The organism is Enterovibrio nigricans DSM 22720, assembly GCF_900167155.1.
Taxonomy (GTDB): domain Bacteria; phylum Pseudomonadota; class Gammaproteobacteria; order Enterobacterales; family Vibrionaceae; genus Enterovibrio; species Enterovibrio nigricans.
In genome coordinates, this window is the sequence record NZ_FUXU01000015.1 from 22598 (window position 1) to 44829 (window position 22232).

Consider the following 22232-nt stretch of genomic DNA (forward strand, 5'->3'; position numbering starts at 1 on the left):
CTTTGCAAAGCAGGAGCACTCTAAAGATGAATATGTTGTTCTCTTGGTCTGTGTTGTTGATGGGATTACTCTTTTCTTGGGTATCTCATGCCTATCAAGTCAAACCGATGATTGCGGAAATGACGCCTCTGGGCAGGGGGGCGCAGATGTCGATGCGTATCGATAACACGAACGATTTTCCCCTTACAGTAGAATTAATTCCGCTCAAACTCTCGATGGATCGTGCAGGTATTGAAACCCTGGATGCTGCGGATGATGACCTTCTGGTGATACCCGTTACCGCAGTCATTGCGCCGGGTAAATCTCAGTCCGTGCTTGTCAGGTACATTGGCGATCCCGAAATTAAACAGTCAAAAGCGTACCGGATTTCTGTTCGGCAACAGAATGTGCTGCGTGATGAGGATCAGGATTTAGATATTGGGCTGTTAATGCGTTTCGACACCTTGATGAACGTCAAACCGGAGAATGTATCGTCCAACTTGTCGGTGAAAAGTCTGAAAAAGGACAAACAAAACTGGCTGGTGGAGGTGGAAAATACAGGAGACAGTTACGGTAGGATCAATGAGGTGATATGGACGTTGAAAGAAGGCGGAAAAACAATGGTTTTGCGCGGGGCTGATATCAGTAAATACATCGCGGCGACGCTTGTATTGCCGCATTCTTCACGCGTTTTTTCAATGAAACCGATCAAAGGTTTTTCACCGAATAAGACGTCGGTAGAAATCAGCAACCTTAACTAGTTGGGCCGTTGTTATGCATAAGGCGTTAATGTGCATACTCGGCGGTGTATTGGGGTTTCATGCTGATGCACTGACGATTTCTCCGACGATTATTGAGATGAGCACGCAGTCCAGGGCAACGGCACAGATCAGGCTGGAAAATAGTAGCTCGAAGCAAACATCCATTGAAGTCAGCGTGCGTCACTTGGTGTTTGATAGGGATGGTAATTTTACCGTTGAGGACACCGAAAACGCTGAGTTAGTGGTGTTTCCACCTGCTGCCGTTCTTGAAGTTGGGGGTGTTCAAGTCTTTCGGCTTCAATGGCTGGGGAAGGGGAATCTGCCAAAATCGGAGAGTTTTTTTGTTCGGTTTACCCAACCAGCCCTTGAGCCATTTGATAACCCCGATTCTTGGGACAAAAGTGCGGGCTCTGCATTAGCCATAGAAATTCACTATAACGCATTGGTGCATGTATCTTCACCTGGCCAACAGGCTGAGATTACACTGCGTATCCGTGGTGACAAAGCAACATTGTCGAATCACGGTAATCGTTACACGTTTCTCAGTCGCCTTCGATTTATACAAAATAGTCAGAACGTGATTGAAGTGCCTGAAACGATATTTGGCGAACGTTTTCTATCCCCTTCGTCATCTGTCGTTTTGGATGTACCCACATTTGTGACACCGGGAGCTTATGTGGGTGAGCCGCGATGAATGGGGTGCGATATCTCAATGTATTGTTGCTTGTCAGTCCAATTTTGATTTCGTCAGCTTCCGCCGATCAGAAAATAAACCCGACTGGACGAGATATTACACTGACGTCTCTTTTGCGGGTAAGTGACAGTGTCATCGGTGAAACCGAATTAACCATCACCGCCGATGACGAGATTCTATTGCCTAAGGCGTCAACATTGACGTTGCTGGCGCCGATGGTGATGCCATCAACACTCGCTAAGCTTGGAAAAAGCCGTGATGGTTCCCTGCTTTCCCAGCATGATTTTGTTCAGGCAGGATTGGTACTGGCTTTTGATTTTTCCAGTTTGGAGTGCGTGATAACGATCCCGTCCGATCAGATGAAAACGCAGCACCTATCGATAACGGAACAAACGGGGAACACTGTGTTCATAGAACCTCAAAATATCAGTGGTTATATCAATGCGTCCGTTTCCAACACCTTGGTGCAATCCTTGGGTCACGGAGAAAGCAAACAAAGCCATTATCACCACCGTTTTGATGCTGGGTTCAACTATAAAAGACTGTCGCTTGAGTACGAATCGACATATGACGATTTAGACGGTTCTGAGGGGCTATACATTCGTCAGGGAACACGTCTGAACCTTGATTTTCCGACAAGTGGAACTCGCTTAGTGGTTGGCGATATGTTTAATGCAGGAACTTTGTTTCAAGACAGTGTCGATGTGTTTGGTATTGGCATTACCCGAGATTTCTCACTTATTCCTACGCGTAATGTCAGGCCAAAAGCGTCGCAAACGTTCACGCTGACGCGCACGTCAAATGTGGATGTCGTTGTAGATGGTGCTGTCGTGCAACGTTTTACGCTCAATGCCGGGACGTACAACCTCAATGATATTCCGATAGTTCAAGGTATCAACGACATAGAGCTTGTGATCACTGACTCAGCAGGACAGGAAGAGCGGGTCAGTTTTTCCGTGGCGACGGGGAATGATTTATTGGCGGCAGGCCAATATGAATACGCATTTTTGGTGGGAGCACCGACTGAGTTTGAAGAAGACGCGCTGCACTATGACACGGATCAGAGGATCATTTCCGGTTACGTTGATGTTGGTATTGCACCTTGGCTGACGGTCGGCATCAATGGACAGAAGCGCGAGTCACTTTATCAATATGGTGGAACGGTACTGTTGGCGTCGTCTTTGGGGGTGACCGAGATGGTCGCGAGTCAAAGTGAACACCCTGAACTCGGCAAAGGGCATGCATTTCGTTTCGCGCAGGATATAGACATCGCGGAAGAGTTAGCATGGCTAACGCAAGTGAGCTTTCTTTACGACTACGTCAGCCCAAATTTTGCTGGCGTAGAAGAGATTGATAACGCGGGTTCGCCGCTTAATTCGGTCAGGCACTTTGGTTCATTTTTCACGTCCTTTAACCTGACGCCAACGTTGCGCTCTGCACTCTCTTTATCTTATTCGCAAGGGGAACGCGAGACAGACAATTATTGGTCGGTTAGCCCAAGTTTGACGGGGGTTTTATTTCAAACCAGAGCAACGTGGAGCACGCGCGTAGACTATCAAAAGTACCGCTCTGGTGACGACGAATTTTGCACCACATTTACGCTTAGCTGGCCAATCGGTGAAACAACAAGAATGGTGAGCCGTGTGCAGAATGTAAATGGCTTTGCTGGATTAGATATCAGTTACCGTGAAGGTGTGGGCAATACTGGCGGCGTTTCGGCATTTGCATCGATTGAGCGGGATGATGACCGAGACGCAAACATCAATGGGTCCATCGATTACACGGGAAATCGGTTTCAAGCGAGAGCCGATCACTTTACCCGTTTTGAAGACTTAAGCGAAGATATGCGCAATCACAGCACGCGGCTTCAGCTTTCAAGTGCCATCGCGTTTTCTGGAGATAACATCGCGGTAGGACGGGAGGTCGGCGAAGCCTTTGCGATCGTCAGCAAACATAAAAGTCTGGCTGAAAATACCATCGATATCGACCCATCAAGTACGGACGGGTATGCGCGAGTGATCAGCAACACACCGTCGAATGTTCTGATTCCGGATTTGATTTCTTATAACCCTCAGTTTGTGAGCTTTGATGTTGAGGACTTACCGGCCGGTTATGATTTGGGTGAAGGTGTGTTTTCTGTCAATCCCGGCTACAAGCAGGGATATCAGTTTACGATTGGTTCGGATGCCGTCATCACCGCATTGGGCGTTTTGCGTTTCAAAAACAATGACAACCCCGTACCGCTTACGGTTGGTGAGGCTGTCTTTCTTGATGATGAGCGGGTTTCACCGGTGGAGTTTTTCACCAACAGGAAGGGACGTTTTGCTATTTCAGGGATGCGACCGGGTAAGTACCTACTTGTTTTAAAAACCAATCCGAGGACAAACGTCGGCATCATCATTGATGACAAAGGCGAGACGTTGGTGCGCTTGGGAGAATTATATGTGGAGTAGAGGGTTACTTTTCAGCGGGACGCTTCTTTATTCTTCGCTGAGTATTGCTGATATGTGTGAGGCATCGGTATTGAGCTTGGAGCCAATAACAAGCGTAAACACGTACGATGTCTTTGCGACAAGCACCTATCCTCTCAGGCAGCAGTTCAACGTTCGAACGGCCATATCTGAAGGTTGCGACGTGATTGTTGTCCTAGATTTGGAAAATGAACGCGCGGCGCTGACCAATGCGCACAGGGCTGAGATGCGTTTCGATTGGTATTCCACGCAAGGTCAGATTCAGTCGAATAAGTGGATTTTACAACTCGACAGTGACAACACCGACGCGATTGTTGAATTTCGCTTTGTGGGTGGGCAATGGCTCGAAGCGGGAGTGTATAAAAATCGCCTGAGAGCGTCCTTGTTTCAAGCGAACTCCTCGATGGAAATGGATCAGCTTACGCTAAATGTTGATGCGGCGGTTTTGCCGAGTGCACGCATTCAGTTTTACGGATTGTCTCAACGGCACTACAACCTCGATTTAGGGTCATTGAAGTCAAATAAAATCATTGATTATGACCCTAGGTTGTGGGTAGAAAGTACTGCCCCTTATGCCTTGTCAGTTGACTCCCTATATGACGGTAAGCTTCGTCATCAATCACAAAACCCGAAATGGGATTTGGCGTATCAGATGTTGATAGCCAATGAAGCTATTTCTTTTGATGGCACACAAAGGCGATGGAGCCGAAGCCATTCTACGGATGGCACGCCCTTGTCCATCCAAATTATTGTGGGTGACACTAAACGTAAAGCTGGGGGCAAATACAGTGACACTGTACATATCTATATTGCACCTAGCCTGTCACTTGCACCGCAGTAGCTTGCTAATCCTCCGGCATTGTCATCTGTATTGATATCTTGGCGAATATACAAATACATGTTGTGTTAGCCACTATACTCCCTTCAAGAAAAATACTCGGAGTGATGGGATATTGAAGTGGCACAAAGCCAAATGGGACAAGTTTCTTTCCCTGTTGCTGTATTTACGACACATCTTGATTGCGGGTCTTGTCTTCCTCAATGGTGTTGTCATTTTTCGCGCGGTATGGGGTCAAAAGCTTGACCTGATCGCGCTGTTTAATATCAAGAATTTTGCCAACATAGATTGGGCGCACGCAGCCAATGGCCCTTGGTTATTGCTTGGCGCCTTTCTTATGCTTAACGCGCTGGGGCTCTTGTTTCGCGCGAGGGTGGCATGGGCTGTTAGCCTGATCTTGTTGATTATCGCTTTTACCTTCAATTGGCATTTCTTTCCTCACTTTGGCAAACACTTATATTTAAGTGCGGGGACGGCGGTATTGCTCTTTTCTTTGGGGAAAGATTTTCATCGCTCCAGTGCCACTGCGGGTGGGATCGCGGCTTTTATTAGTTTCGCTGTCCTGCTCTTTTATTCCACATACGGTGCTTTGTACTTTGGTGGCGGTTTCAAGCCCCAAATTCATGACTTGATGACAGCCTTTTACTTCTCCATGGTCACGATGACGACCGTCGGATATGGGGACATTATTCCGCAAACGGAAGCGGCAAGGTTGTTTACTGTTTCTGTCATTATCGCGGGTATCACTGTCTTTGCTACATCACTCACAACCGTCTTTGGGCCCATTATCCGTGGCGGATTAAACAAACTGGTGAAAGGAGTTCAAAAACCCATGAATCGAAAGAACCATTTTTTGGTGTGTGGTACGTCAGTCCTTGCTACCAGTACGGTCTGGCAGTTGTCCAAGCGGGAAATGCCAGTGACGTTGCTGACTATCGAAGATGAAGATAAATTTCTCAGTATCGAACAACGTATTGGACGGAAAATCGATATCTTGTCCGGAGATAGTACAGACAGCGAGTTCTTAAAAGAGGCGGGCGCAGAGCAGTGTAAGGCAGTGTTGGCGTTGACGGAAGACGATGCCACAAACGCATTTATTGTTCTTTCAGTAAAATCCATTTCACCCGATATAAAAGTGGTCGCGGCAGTGAATGACGCGAAAAATCTGAACAAAGTGAAACAGGTGAATGCTGATGTTGTGATTTCCCCGCAATTGTTCGGCAGTAAAATTCTGGCGAGTGTATTGGCGGGCGAATCTATTGATAATGATCAGCTGTTAGAGATGCTGCTGGGGTCAGGTAAAGGGTTGATGAAAGGGGATTAAATGGGCATCGGTCTTATCGATGCCTTTGGCCATACAAGGTATAAGTGACGAGCGTAAGCAATATGATTCCTGCCCCCAGCGCGACAGAGCGGGTAGGGGCTTCTCCCAATATTAACCAGACCAGAAGCGGCCCGAACAATATTTCCAGCAATAAGATGAGACTGGCTTCTGCGGCGGGAAGGTATCGCGGACCGATATTGATAAACAGAAACGAACACGGAAGCACCACAACACACAGCATAAGCATGAATAAGGCATGTTGAAGGGTAAGCGAAAAGGGCTCCGCGCCCGCGATTAGCGCGATGATTGCAGTAAATAGTCCGCCGTAAACCAAAAACACGGTTGCATAACGTGCCTGTGTTTTCGAAGCATGATGAGATACACCGACATGGAAAGCGCTGTCACCAATGCAAGAGAATCCCCTTCAAGCTCAGCATGTGTTGGCTGATAGCCAAACACAAGCCAAATCCCCCCTACTGACACCGCGATAGCAATCATTGTTGAGGTTGAAAGCCGCTCTTTCAAAAAGAAGAAGGCCAGTACTGCGGTGATTAAAGGCGCTGTGTTGGCGATAACCAATGTGCTCGTGACTTGCGTATTATCGAGCGAAAATACAAAGCAAATCGTTGAGGCCGCCAACAATATTGCTGTTAGCAAAGTGCTTAATACGGGTTTGAAGAAGTGCTTCTCAAGTACGGTTTTGTCCATGTGCCATTGCACGAGAAAGTAAACCAATGACGGCAATAATCCGCGCCAAAAAATGAGTGTCCAAGGATCACTGTCAATAAGCCGTACCAGCAAACTATCAAAGCTCAAAATCATCACACCCATCAACGTGAAAACACGGCCTTTCGCTTCGTCTTGAAGCTTAGAGAGTGCCTGTGTGAGTATGTTAAACATTGACGTGTTTATTCCTCAATCTCAGTGTTCTCAGGTGGCGTTTTCCAACCAATAGCAAGACTGACCAGAATGGCTGCGGCAAGCGTTCCACACTGTAACCACAGTCCGGCCATGACCATTTCGGCGATAAAGGTTGTAAATATCCCAACCATAAAAACAAACCCGAGTACCAGAAGGAGGGCATTGGCATGGCATTCTTTTCTTCTTCGCCAGCACACGACAAACACCGCGATATAGCAAGCCAGAAAGGTGGCACTCGCGACGTTCGCGATAAAGGAGAGATTGAAGAAATTGGTAAGTAGCATAACCAGTGCAATCAAAAGGAAAAACCCCTGACTACCGCCAGAGAAGATCGCTTTTCTAAACGGCAGCGGAAGAATACCGGAACTACCCATCTCCTTGGACACATTTAACATAGAGAAAATGTTCGCGACAATGGAAGACGCGGTAGCAAAAAGTGCGGCTATCGAGACAAGTAAAAAGCCAGCACTGCCTAGAATGGGGGCGGCGGCTTGTGCGACGGCGGTGTCGGTATACTTAATCAGATCTTCCGGGCTGACGTTACCCAATACGACAAGGGCGAGAACCACATAGAGCACAATGACAAGGCCGATTGCGAGCATGAATGCGCGGGGCATGTCCCTCTCGGGGTTAGTCACATCGGCGGAGGCACTTGCCATCAGTCCAAACCCAGAATACGCAAAAAAGGCAAGACCAATACTGGAGAACATCATCGATGTTTGCACGTCTTGATGGACCTCTAACATCGATGGTTTGAGCGTGATCGCGCCGACAATGATAAACAGAAACAGTATAATAAGTTTGACGGCGACCAGCACAAGCTCAACCCTGCCTACTGTTTTAGAGCCCAAGAGGTTAATGATTGTCAGCAAAATCATGATGCCAGTGGCATAGATGTTTACCCAGTCACTGTGTTCTGATTGGTGGAGAATGCGTGCAGTGTACGCCCCAAAGGCTTTGGCGATAAGGGCAAGTGTCAAAATGAGTGTGATCAGGTACAAGCAAGCGAGCGCGCGCTCGACAACAGGAGAACCAATGCCTAATGCAAAGAAGTCAGTGACTCCTCCGCGAGACGGAAACACAGCACTTAATCGCGCATAGGAATACCCAGAGAACAAGGCGGCGATGCCGGCAAGAACAAAGGCAATCCATGTATCACTGCGCACATTGATGGCAATTTGGCCTAAGAGTGCAAAGACACCCGCACCAACCATCGAGCCTATTCCGAGTGCAACAACGCCCCAAACACTCATGTGCTTGTGGTGGGGTAGCGGATTTGAGTCTGACATCCATTTTCCTTGGGGGCTCGTTAACAATTACCAAGGAGGATAGTCCATCAGGTTATGGCCAGATGACGCGGATCAGTGACAAACGCAATGAAGGCAGGCGTTGGGTTTTAACGTGGTTATTAACCACGGCGGTTTCGTATTTCTGAGGCTATACCGAAATACCAATTTGCTCTTTGAGTGGCTTTAAAAATCGGCGGCTAACCGGGACATGAAAGCGGCTGGTGGTGATGACTTCTGCCAGCCCATTGTCGAGTAGTTTGATTTCTCGAATATGATTAACGTTCACGAGATACTGGCGGTGACAGCGTATCAGCGGTGTTTTTTCTTCAAGTGTTTTCAAGGTCAACTGCGTGGTGCCGTTTAACTCCGCAGACTGAATATGCACGCCACTCAAATCGGATTTAACGCTTTCTACTTGATTGGTTGGTACCAACAGTATTCTGTTGTGGCCCGCACAAGGGATCTGTGCCAATGCGTTCGTTTCTAGCGCGGAAAAGTTTTGTTGGCGTGTAAGGTGATTCAGGTTTTTTTGCAGCCTCAAAACGGTTTTTTGAAGGCGGGAAGGCTCCACGGGCTTTAAGAGGTAGTCAAATGCATTGTCTTCAAACGCTTGGAGTGCATGGTCATCATAGGCAGTCACGAATACCACATAGGGCATGTTGTTGGGGTCCAGCATTGAAAGGAGTTCTAACCCCGACACTTGCGGCATTTGAATATCTAAAAAGACAACATCTGGGCGAAACGCATTGATTTTCTGAAGCCCGATAATGGCGTTTGGTGCGTCATCAATAACATTGACGATGCCCGTTTCTGTCAAAAGCTCGGTGAGCTCTTCGCGGGCCAGCTGTTCGTCGTCAATTACAAGGGCGGTTAGCATGTCGTTTCAATACTTCTGTGGGCAATAACGGACGGGATAATAAACGTCATTCGCGTGAATTGGTTTTGCCGCGTGTCGATTTTTAGCGATGCATCACGACCAAAATGGTTTTCTAATCGTTTAGTCACAATTTCCATACCGAGCCCAGTATGTTCGGGACTTGGCGCCTGATATGTCCCGGCATTGTCTTCCACAATGATGGCGTAGCCAGTGCGTGTTTGTTCACTGAATATTCGAATTTCACCGCCTTCAAGCGTTTGCGAAATACCGCGCTTAATGGCGTTTTCGACCAAGGGCTGTAAGGTGAAACTTGGTAAGGTGATATCTAACAGCGCATCGTCGATTTCAATGCTGACATGGAGACGGTCTGTGAAGCGGGCTTTTTCAATGCTGAGATACGCATTTACGTGTGCTAACTCTTCACGAAGTGTCACTGTATTGATGTTTTGTTTTAGGTTGCTCCGGAAAAATTGCGAGAGATTTTGAATCAACTCTCGCGCTTTATTTGGATCACGACGAATTACGGCACTGATTGTATTCAGGGCATTGAACAGAAAGTGAGGGTTAATCTGTGCCTGAAGCAGTTTTATCTCTGATTGTGTTAACAGCGATTTTTGCTGCAAGTAACCACTGAACAATATCTGACTGGAAAGCAGTTGGGCGATACCTTCCGCCATAGACATATTGATGGTAGAAAAAAGTTTATGTTTTCGTTCATAGAGCTTGATTGTGCCAACCACTTCATCGCCAGAACGCAGCGGTATTATCAGTGCTGCGCCAAGCTTACACTCTGACGAAATAGAACACTGGTACGGGTTTTCGCTGCCATCCAAATAGATGATTTTATCTTGTGCAATCGCATCCATCGTTGCCTGCGACGATATCTTGGTCTCGGGTAAATGATGGTCATCTCCAATGCCGACATATGCGAGGATCTTTTCTTTATCGCTGATAGCGACCGCACCGACTTTTGTTTCTTCATACACTATGCGGGCTATCTTTCCTGCATTTTGGCTGTTAAATCCGCCGTGTAAAATGCCGACGCATCGCTCTGCGATTTTAAGTGCTCGTCGGGAAAAGGTAGCGGAATACTTCTCGAAAATGGTTTTTTGATCTTGAAGAATGCTGACAAACAGGGCAGCACCGATGGAGTTTGCAATGATCATGGGAGCGGCAATGGCAGACACCAAGGCATATGCCTGATCGAAGGGCCTTGCGACCAAAAGTATGGTCAGCATTTGAGTGACTTCAGCAAACAGTGTGATACAAAAAACAACGGCGGGATTGAACAGTGCAGTGAGTTGGTTTCTACGCACAAAATAGACGTGAAGCACGCCGCCGATGAGCCCTTCAGCCGTCGTTGAAATAGCACATGCAACGTCGGTGAATCCTCCCAGAGAATAACGGTGCAAACCGCCTGTTAAGCCAACAAGAAAACCCACCACTGGGCCCCCAAATAATCCTCCCATTACGGCCCCAATAGCTCGGGTATTGGCAATGGCATCATTGAATTGAAGGCCAAAGTAAGTGCCAAGTACGCAAAAACCAGAGAATAAGATGTAGCAAATGACGCGGTGGCTAATCCGAGAGGAAATATTCAGCAAAGGAAGAATGATGGGCGTTTTACTCAACATGTATGCGAGTACAAGATAGACACACATCTGCTGAAGCAGAGAGATGACGAGTTCCATATCAGACCTTAACGGTTGTTTTCGCTATTTTAATCTCATTTAAAAGTGAAACAATAAGAGCCTGACTACGCAGGCTCTTGTTATTGAATGGGAACACGAATTACGCCGTCTTCGTCACACCCTCTGAGTTATCTTCATCGGCCAAATCCTCTTCCCCCTTGCCTTTAGACGTTTTAATGATGAGGCCAGTAACACTCAATGTGAAAATTAGGCCTGCAATGGTCGAAACGTTCATCGGCAAACCAAAACCAAGTGTGCTGTTGTTCAGAATGAAGGTGACACACACCGTCGTCATGAACATGGCTGGCAAGGTGGTGATCCAATGCAGTTTGTTGTGGCGAAGTAGGTATGCAGAAGCCGTCCAGAGCATCATTACGGCTGTCGCTTGGTTGGCAAAGCCAAAGTAACGCCAGATGATCCCGAAATCGACCTGAGTCAGAATACCACCGACAACAAACAGCGGAATGGCAACAATCAGTCGATTACGTAGCGTTTTTTGTTCCATGTTGAAGTATTCAGCCAAAATCAGTCGGCTAGAGCGGAATGCGGTATCGCCAGAGGTAATAGGTAAAATCACGACGCCAAGAAATGCAATCACACCCCCGAATACACCCAGAAGACCAAAAGACGCGCCGTAAACGACATTGCCGGGTCCTCCGTTCGCGACCGCTGCGTTTAGTTCTTCCAGCGAGCCGAAGAAAGACAGCGCGATGGTACACCAAATCAGGGCAATGATGCCTTCGCCGATCATGGCACCGTAGAACACAAAGCGGCCATTATTTTCATTTTCGATACAGCGGGCCATCAATGGAGATTGGGTGGCGTGGAATCCAGAGATTTCACCGCAAGCGATAGTGATAAATAGCGCAGGCCAAAGTGGCATGTCGTCAGGGTTCATATTGGTGAACATGTCAGACATTTCAAAGCCACCCATAACGGTGTGTTCATCAGACAGGCCAATGGCTGTCATCAGACCGACTGACATGAAAATCAGCAATGCGCCAAAAAACGGATAGAAGCGACCAATGATTTTATCAACTGGGACAATGGTCGCCAGAATATAGTAGGCAAAATCACTACAACCATGAAGGTCATGCTAACGGTGAGACTGGTTTGTTCGTTAATCAGATTTGTGATCATGCCTGCTGGCGCAGAGACAAAGACAACACCGACAAGCAGTAGCAGGATAATGGCAAAGATGTTCATAAAGTGTTTTGCGCCATTACCCAGGTAGCGACCTGTGATGGTTGGAACCGATGCGCCGCCGTTTCGAATTGACAGCATGCCAGAGAAATAGTCGTGTACAGCACCTGCAAAGATACATCCCACCACTATCCATAGCATCGCAGCGGGCCCATATAATGCCCCCATGATAGGGCCGAAAATGGGGCCTACACCGGCGATATTGAGCAATTGAACGAGATAAACCTTAGGCGTGGACATAGGGACATAGTCAACACCGTCGTTTTTGGTGTGAGCAGGGGTTTTGCGGGTGTCGTTGATGCCGAAGATTTTTTCGACAAAGGCACCGTAAATGAAATAGCCGCCAACGAGTGCTGCGACACAGAAGAGAAACCACATCATGGCAAAAGTCCTTATAGAGTGAATGCACGGTGGCAATGTACGGCGTTTACGTCAATGCAGCAGCATCTGATTGGTTAAGCGGGGAAATAGCGTTGTGAGTGGCAGGATAGAGCGTTGAGCGGTCAAGGTGGTGTAAAGCTCGACGAGTACTGATCGGATCACTTATGAGACAAATGTGCTACTTTTAGTGAAGGGAAGTGTGTCCGCGGTTTTATAAGTGTGGTTTCAATCACGGAAAACTCAAGCTGCAGGGAGATGCTCGCTGAATCTTGCATCTTCAAGTCACTTGGGAATAACGAAAGGATGCGGGCTTTAGGTTAACCATTTTTGACCTGGAGGTTTGGGATATGATTGCTGTTTCTCCTGAGGGTGGACTTCGAGTTGTTAACGGGAATGACGTAGGTTATGCGGGTGATTTGATCATTGCGTTTCACAACGCCAGTTTTATGGCGTCACCAGGCTCTGCGGATTACTCAGGATTGGGAAGCAGAGCAACTGCATTTGTTATTGCAGATTATGGTCCCCAGCCCGTGTTCTCAGCGATTGCGAATGACGATTTAGATGATATTTTGGCGCAAACGTTTCCGAGTGCAGGCATTGCATCTGTCATTGGGCTTGCGAACTCAGGGATCCAAATCGGACATCGTAGAGAAAACGAAGAAGAAGTGTCTCATGATGAGACCCGTGTCCCTCTGTCAGTGATCGAAGGCTGTTTACACTTAGGTGTTGCTACGTCAGAGATGGCGGGTTTTGATACTAAAGACATTCTTGGTGAGCTTTCACCTTTCCAGCTTAATTTGGTTGGACGTATGTTCCCGCTGGCGGAGATGATTGATCTTAGCGACAGCGAAAATACACTAAATGAAAATGCACAAGTTGGCGATGAAGTCGGCATTCGTGTATCGAAAGAATTTGATGATGGGCATGGTGATGTCACCTATACGCTGAGCGATGATGCAGGCGGACTCTTTGCCATTGATCCGGAAACAGGGGTTGTCACTGTCGCGGGAAACTTGGATTACGAAACCGCGTCTTCTTATACGATCGAAGTGACCGCAACGTCAGAAGACAGCCACACTCAAACCAAACAGTTCACAATCAACATTACCAACAGCTCCCCAGAAGAAGGCGATACAGACAATGCGGTGTCCGCTATTTCCGCAATAAATGGTGCTTACGGAGAGGTATCCGAAAGCATCGCTGATGGCAGTTTGACGGGACTCACTGTTGGCGCAGCCGATGTTGACGGCGATTACATTTCTTATTCCTTAGTCGATGACGCGGGTGGCGCGTTTGAGATTGATAGCGCTACGGGGGAAGTATCCGTTGCTGACAGCTCTGTACTTGACTATGAAACAGCACAATCGCAAACCATCATCGTTCAAGCTACCTCTACAGATGGCAGCACCTCAACACAGACGTTCACCATTGCCTTAACTGACAATAACGCTGAGTTCAGCGTCTCCTCAATCACAGACGGAGATGGCAGTGCCAATATTGTGTTGGAGAGTGCAACCGTGGGTAGCCAAGTGGGTGTACAACTTAGTGCGGCAGATGGCGATTTATCTGACGTGATTAGCTACTCGTTATCAGATGATGCGGGCGGCCGCTTCACTGTTGACCCAAGCACGGGTGTGGTGACTGTGGCTGCTGCATTGGATTACGAAACAAGCACCAGTCACAGTATCACGGTAGTGGCAACGTCAACGGATGGGTCAACAACCAGCCAATCATTTACTGTCAATGTATCGGATGACACCACCGAGTTCTCGGCCAGTGCAATAACGGATTCCAATCTTTCGGCAAATACCGTGTCCGAATCTGCAACCATCGGAACTGCGGTTGGTGTGACTTTCCTTTCTCAAGACAATGATGGGACAGACAGTATCACCTATACATTGACCAATGACGCGGGAGGACTGTTTGCTATCAATGCCTCAACGGGTGAAGTCACCGTTAATGGTACGTTAGATTATGAAAGTGTCACCTCACATCTGATCACTGTGTTAGCGACATCGACAGATGGCAGCACCAGTACCCATACGCTGACGGTAGGGCTAACGGATGACACCTCTGAGTTTGCCGTCACCGCGGTGGTAGATACGGATGCAGGGGTAAACACCATATCAGAGAATGCATCTATCGGGTCGCAAGTGGGGATAACGCTGAATGCTTCTGACAGTGATGCAACCGATACAGTAACTTACACGCTGACAGACAATGCGGGAGGCATGTTTGCCATTAACGCCACGACCGGTGTTGTCACAGTTAATGGCAATTTGGACTATGAGACTGCTACTCAGCACACAATTGTGGTGCAGGCGAGCTCGACTGATGGAAGTACTAGCAATCAGTCGTTTGTGATAGATGTATCGAATGCTGATCCTGCGATGGGCGACACGGACAATAGTTTAGGAGCCATCACAGACAGCGATACGGATATTGATCAAGTAGCCGCTACTGCAAGTGTTGGCGCTACGGTAGGCGTTAACCTTTCAGCTATCGATGCGGATGGAGATAACGTTGTGTTTTCTTTGACTGATGACGCGGGGGGGCTGTTCGAGATTGATAGCGCTACAGGCGTCGTTACGGTCGCCGCGGATGTGAGTACGCTAACGGGTACCACACAAACTATCACAGTCGTTGCTACGTCCAGTGACGGAAGTTTGAGTTCAAAAAATTACGACATTGATATTATCGACGGTGGTATTGGTGATCTATCTGATAATAATGCAATGCAGAATTTGGTTGGTGATGCGAGCAATGGGTATACCTATCTGCAAGCGAAAGCGACGGATGGCGATGGCGATAATGTTACTTATAGTCTGACTAATAATCATGGCGGCGCATTCAGTATCAACTCATCTTCGGGACAGGTATACGTTGCCAACCATGCTTTATTGAATGCGTCTACAGATCCTCAAGTGACGATTGAGGTTAAAGCAACATCCGCGGATGGCTCTCATGTATCGAAGGAATACACCATTGATGTAACGTCGGAAACCGATGGGTCAAATATCGGCGCAATCACTGACAGTAATGGATCGTCAAACATTATCAGTGAAAGCGCTGCGAATGGTACCACCGTTGGACTGACTGCGTATGCTGACCCTGAAGGCATCGGCAGCTGGATAGACAGTACACAAGTACGTTGGCATGCACATGGTTGGGGGAATGTGACGGGCATTCATGCGAATGGAATCCCTTCTGGCGCAACGGTTAACTTTTACCTGGGAGGAACACTTCTCTCTACGGTAGTCGCAACGGGTGGAATCGTGTACGCCCACAATTCTGGTCACGTTCAGTCGCTTTCGGATGGAACGGATGTGTGGGCAACCGTAACGTATGACGGACAAACATCGAATGTCGCCAGCGGGCAGCACTATGCTAACTTTTTTCAAATTACGCCGTATCCTTTACGACGACGCAAGACGCGACATCATATTCTTTGACAGATGATCACAACGGTGCATTTCAAATTAATTCAAGTACTGGCGTCGTGACCGTTAGAGACAGCTCCAAGCTGGATTTTGAAACTGATCCATATCCAACCGTGACGGTGAGAGCGGTGGATGCATCAGGGAATGTTTCCATTAAGACTTTCGGGATCACGCTTACCGATGATTTTTCCGCTGTCGCTGATAGCTATTCGATAACGGAAGAAGGGACGTTAACGGTAAATCAAGCGTCAGGCCTGCTCTCTAACGACACAGGCGATACAAACAATGCCATTGAAGTCGCGACGGATGCCTCGGGCAGCAACGCGGCAACCGTCTCAGGTGCGGTGACATTTACCACCACCTTGGGGGGGACGGTCACGGTCAATCCAGATGGTTCATTTACCTATGTTGCGCCGCTACTTGATCATTCATCTTCCTCTAGCATTGAAGACAGTTTTTACTACCGTGTAGGTGACGGAAGCTGGACAAAAGTGGCTCTGAATGTGGATGACATGGATATCACGGCCAATGATGACAGTGACAGTGACAGCGTTGGCGAGTTGGGGTCAATCTATGGCAATGTCATTACAGACAGTAGCGGTGCCGATACTGTTGCGTCAGATGCCAAAGTGACGTCCGTTCTTTATGATGGAACAACCTTCTTTGTGTCTGGTGCAACAACCATTACAGCGACCCACGGGACGCTGACAATCAGTCCGGACGGGAGCTATACCTTTGTATCGTCGGTGTCTGGTTCTGGACCATACAGCGATGAGCTATTTACTTACACCTTGGGTGATAACGACGGCGATACGGATACTGCCGTATTGACAATCACCCATGATTTATCCATGACTGCAGTGGCAGACGTGGTTTCCGTCTATGAATCCAGCCTGACTTACGGGTCGGATTATGGTGCTGATCTGCACTATCGTGTTGGGAATGTATTGGACAATGACTTGGGCATTACGGGAGATGCGCAAGTAGATACTGTTGAATGGAATGGCACCACCTACAACCCTGATGGATCGGGGATTATTGTCATTCCCACAGACCACGGCGAATTCACGCTTTACACCGAGAACTATGGCGTCCATCGCGCGGGTGAATATCAGTTTCTGCTGACGTCAGCGAGTGATGGTAGCAATGAAACAGAGGTGTTTACTTACAATGTGTCTAATTCATCGGAGTCAGTCAGTTCAACCGTTACTGTCAGTATCATTGATGACCCGATCATTTCATTTGCGGGTTTGAGTACCGATGACACGTTTACAGGCACCTCGGCAAATGAAACGATTTATGGTGGTGGTGGTGATGATACCCTGGACGGCGGGTTAGGCGATGACCTTATTGTTGGCGGAGCGGGCGATGATACGCTCACGGGTGGCAGTGGTACGGATACGTTTAAATTCCTGCAAGCAGACGTTGAAGGGCAAGCGGGCGTGACCATTGGTCATATTACTGATTTCGATCTGCTAAATGACGTGCTGGACTTGTCCGATTTACTGCAAGATGAAACGGACGCAACCATGGATGACTATCTGTCAGTGTTAGACGATGGGTCCGGGCATGCTGTCATCAGTATTTCCAGTCATGGTGATGGCAATATAGACCAACAAATTGTGTTCGATAATCTGAGTGTGTCAGACATGGCAACAGCATACTCTATCGATACTTCTGGAAAATCGGACAGCGAAGTAAGTCATCTGGTTTTGGAGTCGATGATGATGCAGGCGTATCTCAATATCGATCATTAGCGCTGCCAAAGGTCTATAAAAGTCACACGCAAAGAAAAGGTCAGGCAAAAAATGCCTGACCTTTTCTTTTTTACATGCTCATGCCCATTCCGGCATTGGCTTTTTTACCAATACGGTAAAACCAAACCGACAGGGGTATGAAAATCAGATTCATGATGGTGGTGAAGTTCATGCCGAAACCATCTTGAACGAGGGGCCGTAGCGACGAATCGTTTACCGCGAAACCCAGTGCATGGAAAACGATATCGACACTCAGTCCGGTCAGTAATATGGCGACAAAGAGTAAGCCCACCATCCATTTTGCAGGTCGAACACCATAGTATTTTTGGTAAACCCGCATCATGGGAATCGTAAGTACATCAGCAAAAATAAAACCAATCACACCGCCGAACGAAATTCCCCCGTGCCAAAGTGCTGCGGCCAGAAGCAAATTACCGACTGAGCATACGTAGGCAATCATGGCCACGAAAATACCAATGATCACATCGAGGAATGAATGTAACCAAACGGGGAGGTTGGCATCACTGCTGATGAACAGCGCGCGCCAGCCTTCCAACGGCACAATGGTAATTAATAGGGAAGAGACTACGACACCTATCAAAATTTCTTTGCCTATCATCGCCAAGTCCATATGGAAAAATCCAGCAGCTTTCGTCATTTTACTTGGTGGGGTATGTGGCATCTCAGATGTATTGGAACCATGCATGTGCGCATGCGAATCGTGGTTCATAGAACCCATGTCCATGCCACAGTCGCTTTTAGGCTCGTCGTGATGCATTTCACTGTGAGAGTGCATGCCATGGTCATGGTGCATATGTTCGTGGTTTTCGCTATGCATACCCGCCATGCCACAATCATCAACTTCTTTCTCTGGGTGCATTTGTTTATGGTCTTCATGATGCATGTCGCCCATATCCATACCGCAGTCGTGTTTAGCGACAGGTGCCCCTTCTGAGTCCAATTTGTTTCTTAGTTCTTGCTCGACGTCCTTTGGGAAGAAGCGGGTGAAAAGCAACGCAACAAAGCAGATAAGCAGTAATCCGCCAAGGATTTCCCCCCAGAGAAACGTCCAGCCGAGTAAAGCGACGAGAACAATAAACATTTCTACGATGAGGTTGGTGCTCGATACCAAAAAGGCCATTGCGTTAGCCAATGTGGCTTTTTTAAGAAGTAAAGTATGGGAGAGAGAAGCTGCTGCGTAGGAGCACGAGGACGAGACCACGCCTAATAACGTGGTAATGGATAAGCTTCTGACGCTGGTATGTCCTAGGTGCGCTGAAACGGTATCAACAGGCAGCATATTGCGAATAAATGACGACAGTATCAGGCCGAAGGCTAGGGGCCAATATATCTGCCAAACCATGTTGAAAAAGACATCCAGAATGTGAAAAACGATATTGCTATCACCACTTCCCATTGTTGAACCCTCATTTGGTGAGTTTGGAAGTAAGGCTAGTCGTGGGTGATGCACTTTGGTGTATCACCTAAGATGCAAGCAAGTAACAACGAAGCCCGCGTGAGGCGGGCTTCTTAGGCAATAAAAAATATTTGCAGGCTATTCTTCGTTGTCGTCTGGGCCCATGACGATGGTTACTGGGCCGTAGTAATGATGGTGATGGTGAGTTGTTCGGTGATGGTGATGCGTACCTTTATGGGTGTCTACACCGCCGTGTAAGTGATGGCCGTGGCTAGGCTCATGAGCACGATAGTCCATATGATCTTTATTGTGTTTATGCTCTACGTCGTCGCCGTAAGCATGTTCCATTGTTTCATGGGTGGACACTTTGGTTTTTTGCTGCGCCATAATGGCCTCCTGATACGGATAGTTGTGTGTCTATATAGCTTTCTTGCTTAACTTCATTTCATTGTAACGCCTAAAAATCACGTAAAAGCAGCAGGAAAATTGAAATATAAGTTCTCGCTGGCTTTCGAAAATCTTCGCTTTCATCGAGACCAATTGCCCTTAACAATGAACACGGGATCGTAGTGACGTCGATGAGTTGGCTTTCTCCTACCCACAATGTTCCGCATGTATTTAGTCAACACCTAGTCTGGCATTAAACTTTTCCGATTGAGGTTCTATTGGTGTGTCATTCCTGAGATAACGAGAGAAAAGTCAATAGGCATGAGATGTGGCTAAAAGTGGCTTTCCAAGGTTACTTCTGTGAGCCTTGGCACCGATCATCAACCCCGTACTTTTTCCCTAACAGATAGCCGTTACACTGTTGGGAAACAAAAAAAAGAGGGGATACATTTGTCAGCACCCAGCAAAACCAAAACCAGCTTTTATCGCCGCCTTTTAGTGGCTTACCTTATTGATGAAGGTGTAAACACCGTGCCCGCCATAATAGGTGAAACAGGGATGCCGAGACGGACTGCGCAGGATACGATTGATGCATTAGCCGAACTTGATATTGAGGTGCAGTTTGTTGGTGCCAACAAAAACGGTGGGTATCAAATCTCTGATTGGGGGGCGATCAATAAATCATGGGTGAAGAGGAATCTGTCTTTTATCAAGGAAACGCTGAACTATCCTCTTCAATCCAGCTAGGCATCACCCATAAAAAAACGCCCAAGAGTTGGGCGTTTAAATTCAACGTGTTGATTATCGACGATTACAGTCGTTCTGCCAGATAGGCGTCGTAATCAGGTACTTCGATTTCTACTTCTTGTGCCATTATAGGCGAAGTAATGAGATAGCCCGCTGATGCGCGGTTAATGGCAACGGGAATATTCCAAACCGCGGCAATACGAAGCAGTGCTTTAACATCAGGATCATGGGGTACTGCACTCAAGGGATCCCAGAAGAAAATCAGAACGTCGATTTTCTTTTCGCAGATCATGGCACCGAGTTGTTGGTCGCCGCCCATCGGGCCGCTCATCAAAGAGGTGATTGAAAGTCCGGTCTCTTTGCCAAGTAAATTCCCTGTTGTGCCTGTGGCAAAAAGTGAATGTTGAGACAGTTCTTCTCTATTTTCTTTTACCCAACGAACCAGCTCGGATTTGCAGTGGTCGTGAGCAACAAGGGCGACTTGCTTGCGCGAATTTACTTTACGAGTGGTGGACTTCATTCTTAACTTCTTTATTTAGAGGAAAAACAGAAAGCACATTCTGAATGATGTTCATTGTCATCTGCGACAACCAACGGTGATTTTCCCGACAGGGATCAGTAATTCATACGGACTGATTGTGACATGTCTCATACCCCTAATCACCTATCTATCACTTTGACTCGTGATGGATAGCACTAATTACTCGAATAAGCGCGGTATTTTTGTTCTTTCGAACCATGCTCAAGCCAATGTAGGATGAATTGCGCGACGTGGGTGGGCTGGTTTAAATCCAATGTTTCAATATTCATCTCGTTTCTCTGATGCATCTCGACGGCACCATCAGTGGCCAGCGCGACAATATTATTGTCGATTTGACAGAGAAGAGGTTTACCGTAACTTGGACGATGCACCTCTATTTTTGTCAATGTGGCATCGCGAAACCCCTCAACCAAGATGACGTCTAGGCGTGAATGGTCTAACTGTGCCAAGCACTCTGTCAGCGCTGGTTCTCGGTTTTCAACATCATGGTATTCGAAAAAAAGCATATGCCGCTGGGCGGTAGCCAAAAGCAGCTGATCGCTTCCTGCATAGCGTAAACGATAGCTATCCTTCGTTGGTGGATCCGGTTCAATTGTATGGTGGCTGTGCTTAAGTACGCCAACTCGCAATCCTCGTGCTTTGATCTGCGGGATAACTTGTTCAAGCAATGTCGTTTTTCCTGAGCCGCTGAATCCGGCAAAGCCGATAACGGGTGTTAACTTGTTGGAATCCATAATCTTCATTGCCCTAAATGCAAAGTGTCATTCTAAAAAGTGATAAGGCCCAAAATAAATCGGTACGCGTACAAGATTAAGACGTGCACGATAGCGAAGAGGCACTACAGTTAGTCATAGTTAATCGTTGTTATCTAAAATACAAACCAACACGAGCCTGGCTGGGCAAGTATTCTATGCATCACAAAGTTCTTATGGATAAGCAATTGTGGGCATTAGTTGGCTTGATCCTGACTCGATAACTGCAGATACATCTGATTATCACGGAGCGATAATATGTGGGTTACACTCGATTTTGAAGCATCAGGTCTCACTGAAGCATCATATCCGATTGAAGTAGGCTATAGCCTTCCTGATGGGTCAAGCGTTAGCTTGCTTATCAACCCCGAATCATCCTCAGAAAACTGGCAGTACTGGGACGATTATGCTGAGAACGAAATCCACGGCATAAGCAGACAAGAACTTATGACAAAAGGTATGTCAGTGTTTGATGTCTGTGCGCATCTGAACAGCAGATTATGCGTTTATGATGATGTCATTTGCGACAGTCAGTGGGATTTGTTCTGGCTCGGACGACTCTACAAGTCGGCGCACATGCGACCAGCATTTACACTGACAGAAGTGGGGCATTGGCTCCAAGGAATCGATGGCATACAAAAGTCGGATTTTATCTCCGCGTTGGATGCTTTGGGGCCGGCACCGCATCGTGCGGAAGCGGATGCAAAGTATATCCGTGATGCACTCTCTAAATTACTCAATCGGCAACGCTGTTCATAAATG

18 protein-coding genes and 1 pseudogene are annotated in these 22232 nt (G+C 47.4%); 9 read left to right on the forward strand and 10 right to left on the reverse strand.

The window, feature by feature from the left end; genetic code table 11:
• The first annotated feature begins 26 nt into the window (after positions 1 to 26).
• The 5 genes from B5D35_RS07875 to kch all read left to right on the forward strand — a co-directional run bounded on the left by B5D35_RS07875 (position 27) and on the right by kch (position 6067).
• Positions 27 to 740, forward strand: coding sequence for a fimbrial biogenesis chaperone (locus B5D35_RS07875; protein ID WP_198557012.1), 714 nt, complete (start codon positions 27 to 29; stop codon positions 738 to 740).
• 28 nt (positions 741 to 768) lie between these two features.
• Complete coding sequence (locus B5D35_RS07880) at positions 769 to 1434, forward strand: fimbria/pilus periplasmic chaperone (protein WP_170915149.1); 666 nt, start codon at positions 769 to 771, stop codon at positions 1432 to 1434.
• Positions 1431 to 3887 carry a fimbria/pilus outer membrane usher protein gene (locus tag B5D35_RS07885; protein ID WP_078752042.1) on the forward strand — a complete coding sequence of 819 codons (2457 nt, stop codon included), beginning with the start codon at positions 1431 to 1433 and terminating at the stop codon, positions 3885 to 3887. Before B5D35_RS07880 ends, B5D35_RS07885 begins: the two co-directional genes overlap by 4 nt.
• Positions 3877 to 4746: a hypothetical protein gene (locus B5D35_RS07890; RefSeq protein ID WP_078752043.1), complete on the forward strand. Its 870-nt coding sequence runs from the start codon at positions 3877 to 3879 to the stop codon at positions 4744 to 4746. The genes B5D35_RS07885 and B5D35_RS07890 overlap by 11 nt, the downstream gene beginning before the upstream one ends.
• Positions 4747 to 4858: 112 nt before the next feature.
• The gene (gene kch / locus B5D35_RS07895) at positions 4859 to 6067 is read left to right on the forward strand and encodes a voltage-gated potassium channel protein (RefSeq protein ID WP_078752044.1); all 1209 of its coding nucleotides are present in this window, start codon (positions 4859 to 4861) and stop codon (positions 6065 to 6067) included.
• Between the two features lie 13 nt (positions 6068 to 6080).
• Here kch and B5D35_RS24810 read toward each other — a convergent pair whose 3' ends face one another.
• The 6 genes and pseudogenes from B5D35_RS24810 to B5D35_RS07920 form a co-directional block, all read right to left on the reverse strand.
• A complete protein-coding gene (locus B5D35_RS24810; RefSeq protein WP_244556532.1) occupies positions 6081 to 6407 on the reverse strand; it encodes a DMT family transporter in 327 nt (108 codons plus the stop codon).
• Positions 6362 to 6967, reverse strand: coding sequence for a DMT family transporter (locus B5D35_RS07900; RefSeq protein ID WP_244556533.1), 606 nt, complete (start codon positions 6965 to 6967; stop codon positions 6362 to 6364). Before B5D35_RS07900 ends, B5D35_RS24810 begins: the two co-directional genes overlap by 46 nt.
• 8 nt (positions 6968 to 6975) lie before the next feature.
• Positions 6976 to 8277: an APC family permease gene (locus B5D35_RS07905; RefSeq protein ID WP_078752045.1), complete on the reverse strand. Its 1302-nt coding sequence runs from the start codon at positions 8275 to 8277 to the stop codon at positions 6976 to 6978.
• A gap of 148 nt (positions 8278 to 8425) precedes the next feature.
• Complete coding sequence (gene btsR, locus B5D35_RS07910; protein WP_078752046.1) at positions 8426 to 9154, reverse strand: two-component system response regulator BtsR; 729 nt, start codon at positions 9152 to 9154, stop codon at positions 8426 to 8428.
• Positions 9148 to 10845 (reverse strand): sensor histidine kinase, encoded by a 1698-nt coding sequence (locus tag B5D35_RS07915; RefSeq protein WP_078752047.1) that lies wholly within the window; start codon positions 10843 to 10845, stop codon positions 9148 to 9150. The genes btsR and B5D35_RS07915 overlap by 7 nt, the downstream gene beginning before the upstream one ends.
• Before the next feature lie 100 nt (positions 10846 to 10945).
• A pseudogene (locus B5D35_RS07920) lies at positions 10946 to 12429 on the reverse strand (carbon starvation CstA family protein).
• Positions 12430 to 12776: 347 nt separating this feature from the next.
• On the opposite strand from B5D35_RS07920, the gene B5D35_RS07925 reads away from it, so the two are divergent.
• Complete coding sequence (locus B5D35_RS07925) at positions 12777 to 15881, forward strand: beta strand repeat-containing protein (protein ID WP_078752048.1); 3105 nt, start codon at positions 12777 to 12779, stop codon at positions 15879 to 15881.
• The gene (locus tag B5D35_RS07930; RefSeq protein ID WP_078752049.1) at positions 15878 to 17626 is read left to right on the forward strand and encodes a type I secretion C-terminal target domain-containing protein; all 1749 of its coding nucleotides are present in this window, start codon (positions 15878 to 15880) and stop codon (positions 17624 to 17626) included. Before B5D35_RS07925 ends, B5D35_RS07930 begins: the two co-directional genes overlap by 4 nt.
• A 70-nt stretch (positions 17627 to 17696) precedes the next feature.
• On the opposite strand, the gene B5D35_RS07935 is transcribed toward B5D35_RS07930, so the two are convergent.
• Entirely contained in the window at positions 17697 to 19043 is a 1347-nt protein-coding gene (locus B5D35_RS07935) for a permease (protein ID WP_078752050.1), read from the reverse strand.
• 138 nt (positions 19044 to 19181) lie between these two features.
• Positions 19182 to 19430, reverse strand: coding sequence for a hypothetical protein (locus B5D35_RS07940; RefSeq protein ID WP_078752051.1), 249 nt, complete (start codon positions 19428 to 19430; stop codon positions 19182 to 19184).
• Between the two features lie 450 nt (positions 19431 to 19880).
• Here B5D35_RS07940 and B5D35_RS07945 point away from each other — a divergent pair, with 450 nt between their 5' ends.
• A complete protein-coding gene (locus B5D35_RS07945) occupies positions 19881 to 20177 on the forward strand; it encodes a winged helix-turn-helix domain-containing protein (protein ID WP_078752080.1) in 297 nt (98 codons plus the stop codon).
• A 64-nt stretch (positions 20178 to 20241) separates the two neighbouring features.
• Here B5D35_RS07945 and B5D35_RS07950 read toward each other — a convergent pair whose 3' ends face one another.
• Both B5D35_RS07950 and mobB read right to left on the reverse strand, forming a co-directional pair.
• A complete protein-coding gene (locus tag B5D35_RS07950; protein ID WP_078752052.1) occupies positions 20242 to 20697 on the reverse strand; it encodes a methylglyoxal synthase in 456 nt (151 codons plus the stop codon).
• A gap of 176 nt (positions 20698 to 20873) precedes the next feature.
• Positions 20874 to 21452, reverse strand: coding sequence for a molybdopterin-guanine dinucleotide biosynthesis protein B (gene mobB, locus B5D35_RS07955; RefSeq protein WP_078752053.1), 579 nt, complete (start codon positions 21450 to 21452; stop codon positions 20874 to 20876).
• 276 nt (positions 21453 to 21728) lie between these two features.
• On the opposite strand from mobB, the gene B5D35_RS07960 reads away from it, so the two are divergent.
• On the forward strand, positions 21729 to 22229 hold the full coding sequence (locus B5D35_RS07960) for a hypothetical protein (protein ID WP_078752054.1): 501 nt from the start codon (positions 21729 to 21731) through the stop codon (positions 22227 to 22229).
• Positions 22230 to 22232: the final 3 nt, after the last annotated feature.

Bases quoted from the DNA above. Each gene is read 5' to 3' on its own strand.
- B5D35_RS07875 (WP_198557012.1), top strand. From the start codon at position 27: ATGAATATGTTGTTCTCTTGGTCTGTGTTGTTGATGGGATTACTCTTT.
- B5D35_RS07880 (WP_170915149.1), top strand. From the start codon at position 769: ATGTGCATACTCGGCGGTGTATTGGGGTTTCATGCTGATGCACTGACG.
- B5D35_RS07885 (WP_078752042.1), top strand. From the start codon at position 1,431: ATGAATGGGGTGCGATATCTCAATGTATTGTTGCTTGTCAGTCCAATT.
- B5D35_RS07890 (WP_078752043.1), top strand. From the start codon at position 3,877: ATGTGGAGTAGAGGGTTACTTTTCAGCGGGACGCTTCTTTATTCTTCG.
- B5D35_RS07900 (WP_244556533.1), bottom strand. From the start codon at position 6,967: ATGTTTAACATACTCACACAGGCACTCTCTAAGCTTCAAGACGAAGCG.
- B5D35_RS07905 (WP_078752045.1), bottom strand. From the start codon at position 8,277: ATGTCAGACTCAAATCCGCTACCCCACCACAAGCACATGAGTGTTTGG.
- btsR (WP_078752046.1), bottom strand. From the start codon at position 9,154: ATGCTAACCGCCCTTGTAATTGACGACGAACAGCTGGCCCGCGAAGAG.
- B5D35_RS07915 (WP_078752047.1), bottom strand. From the start codon at position 10,845: ATGGAACTCGTCATCTCTCTGCTTCAGCAGATGTGTGTCTATCTTGTA.
- B5D35_RS07925 (WP_078752048.1), top strand. From the start codon at position 12,777: ATGATTGCTGTTTCTCCTGAGGGTGGACTTCGAGTTGTTAACGGGAAT.
- B5D35_RS07935 (WP_078752050.1), bottom strand. From the start codon at position 19,043: ATGGGAAGTGGTGATAGCAATATCGTTTTTCACATTCTGGATGTCTTT.
- B5D35_RS07940 (WP_078752051.1), bottom strand. From the start codon at position 19,430: ATGGCGCAGCAAAAAACCAAAGTGTCCACCCATGAAACAATGGAACAT.
- B5D35_RS07950 (WP_078752052.1), bottom strand. From the start codon at position 20,697: ATGAAGTCCACCACTCGTAAAGTAAATTCGCGCAAGCAAGTCGCCCTT.
- mobB (WP_078752053.1), bottom strand. From the start codon at position 21,452: ATGGATTCCAACAAGTTAACACCCGTTATCGGCTTTGCCGGATTCAGC.
- B5D35_RS07960 (WP_078752054.1), top strand. From the start codon at position 21,729: ATGTGGGTTACACTCGATTTTGAAGCATCAGGTCTCACTGAAGCATCA.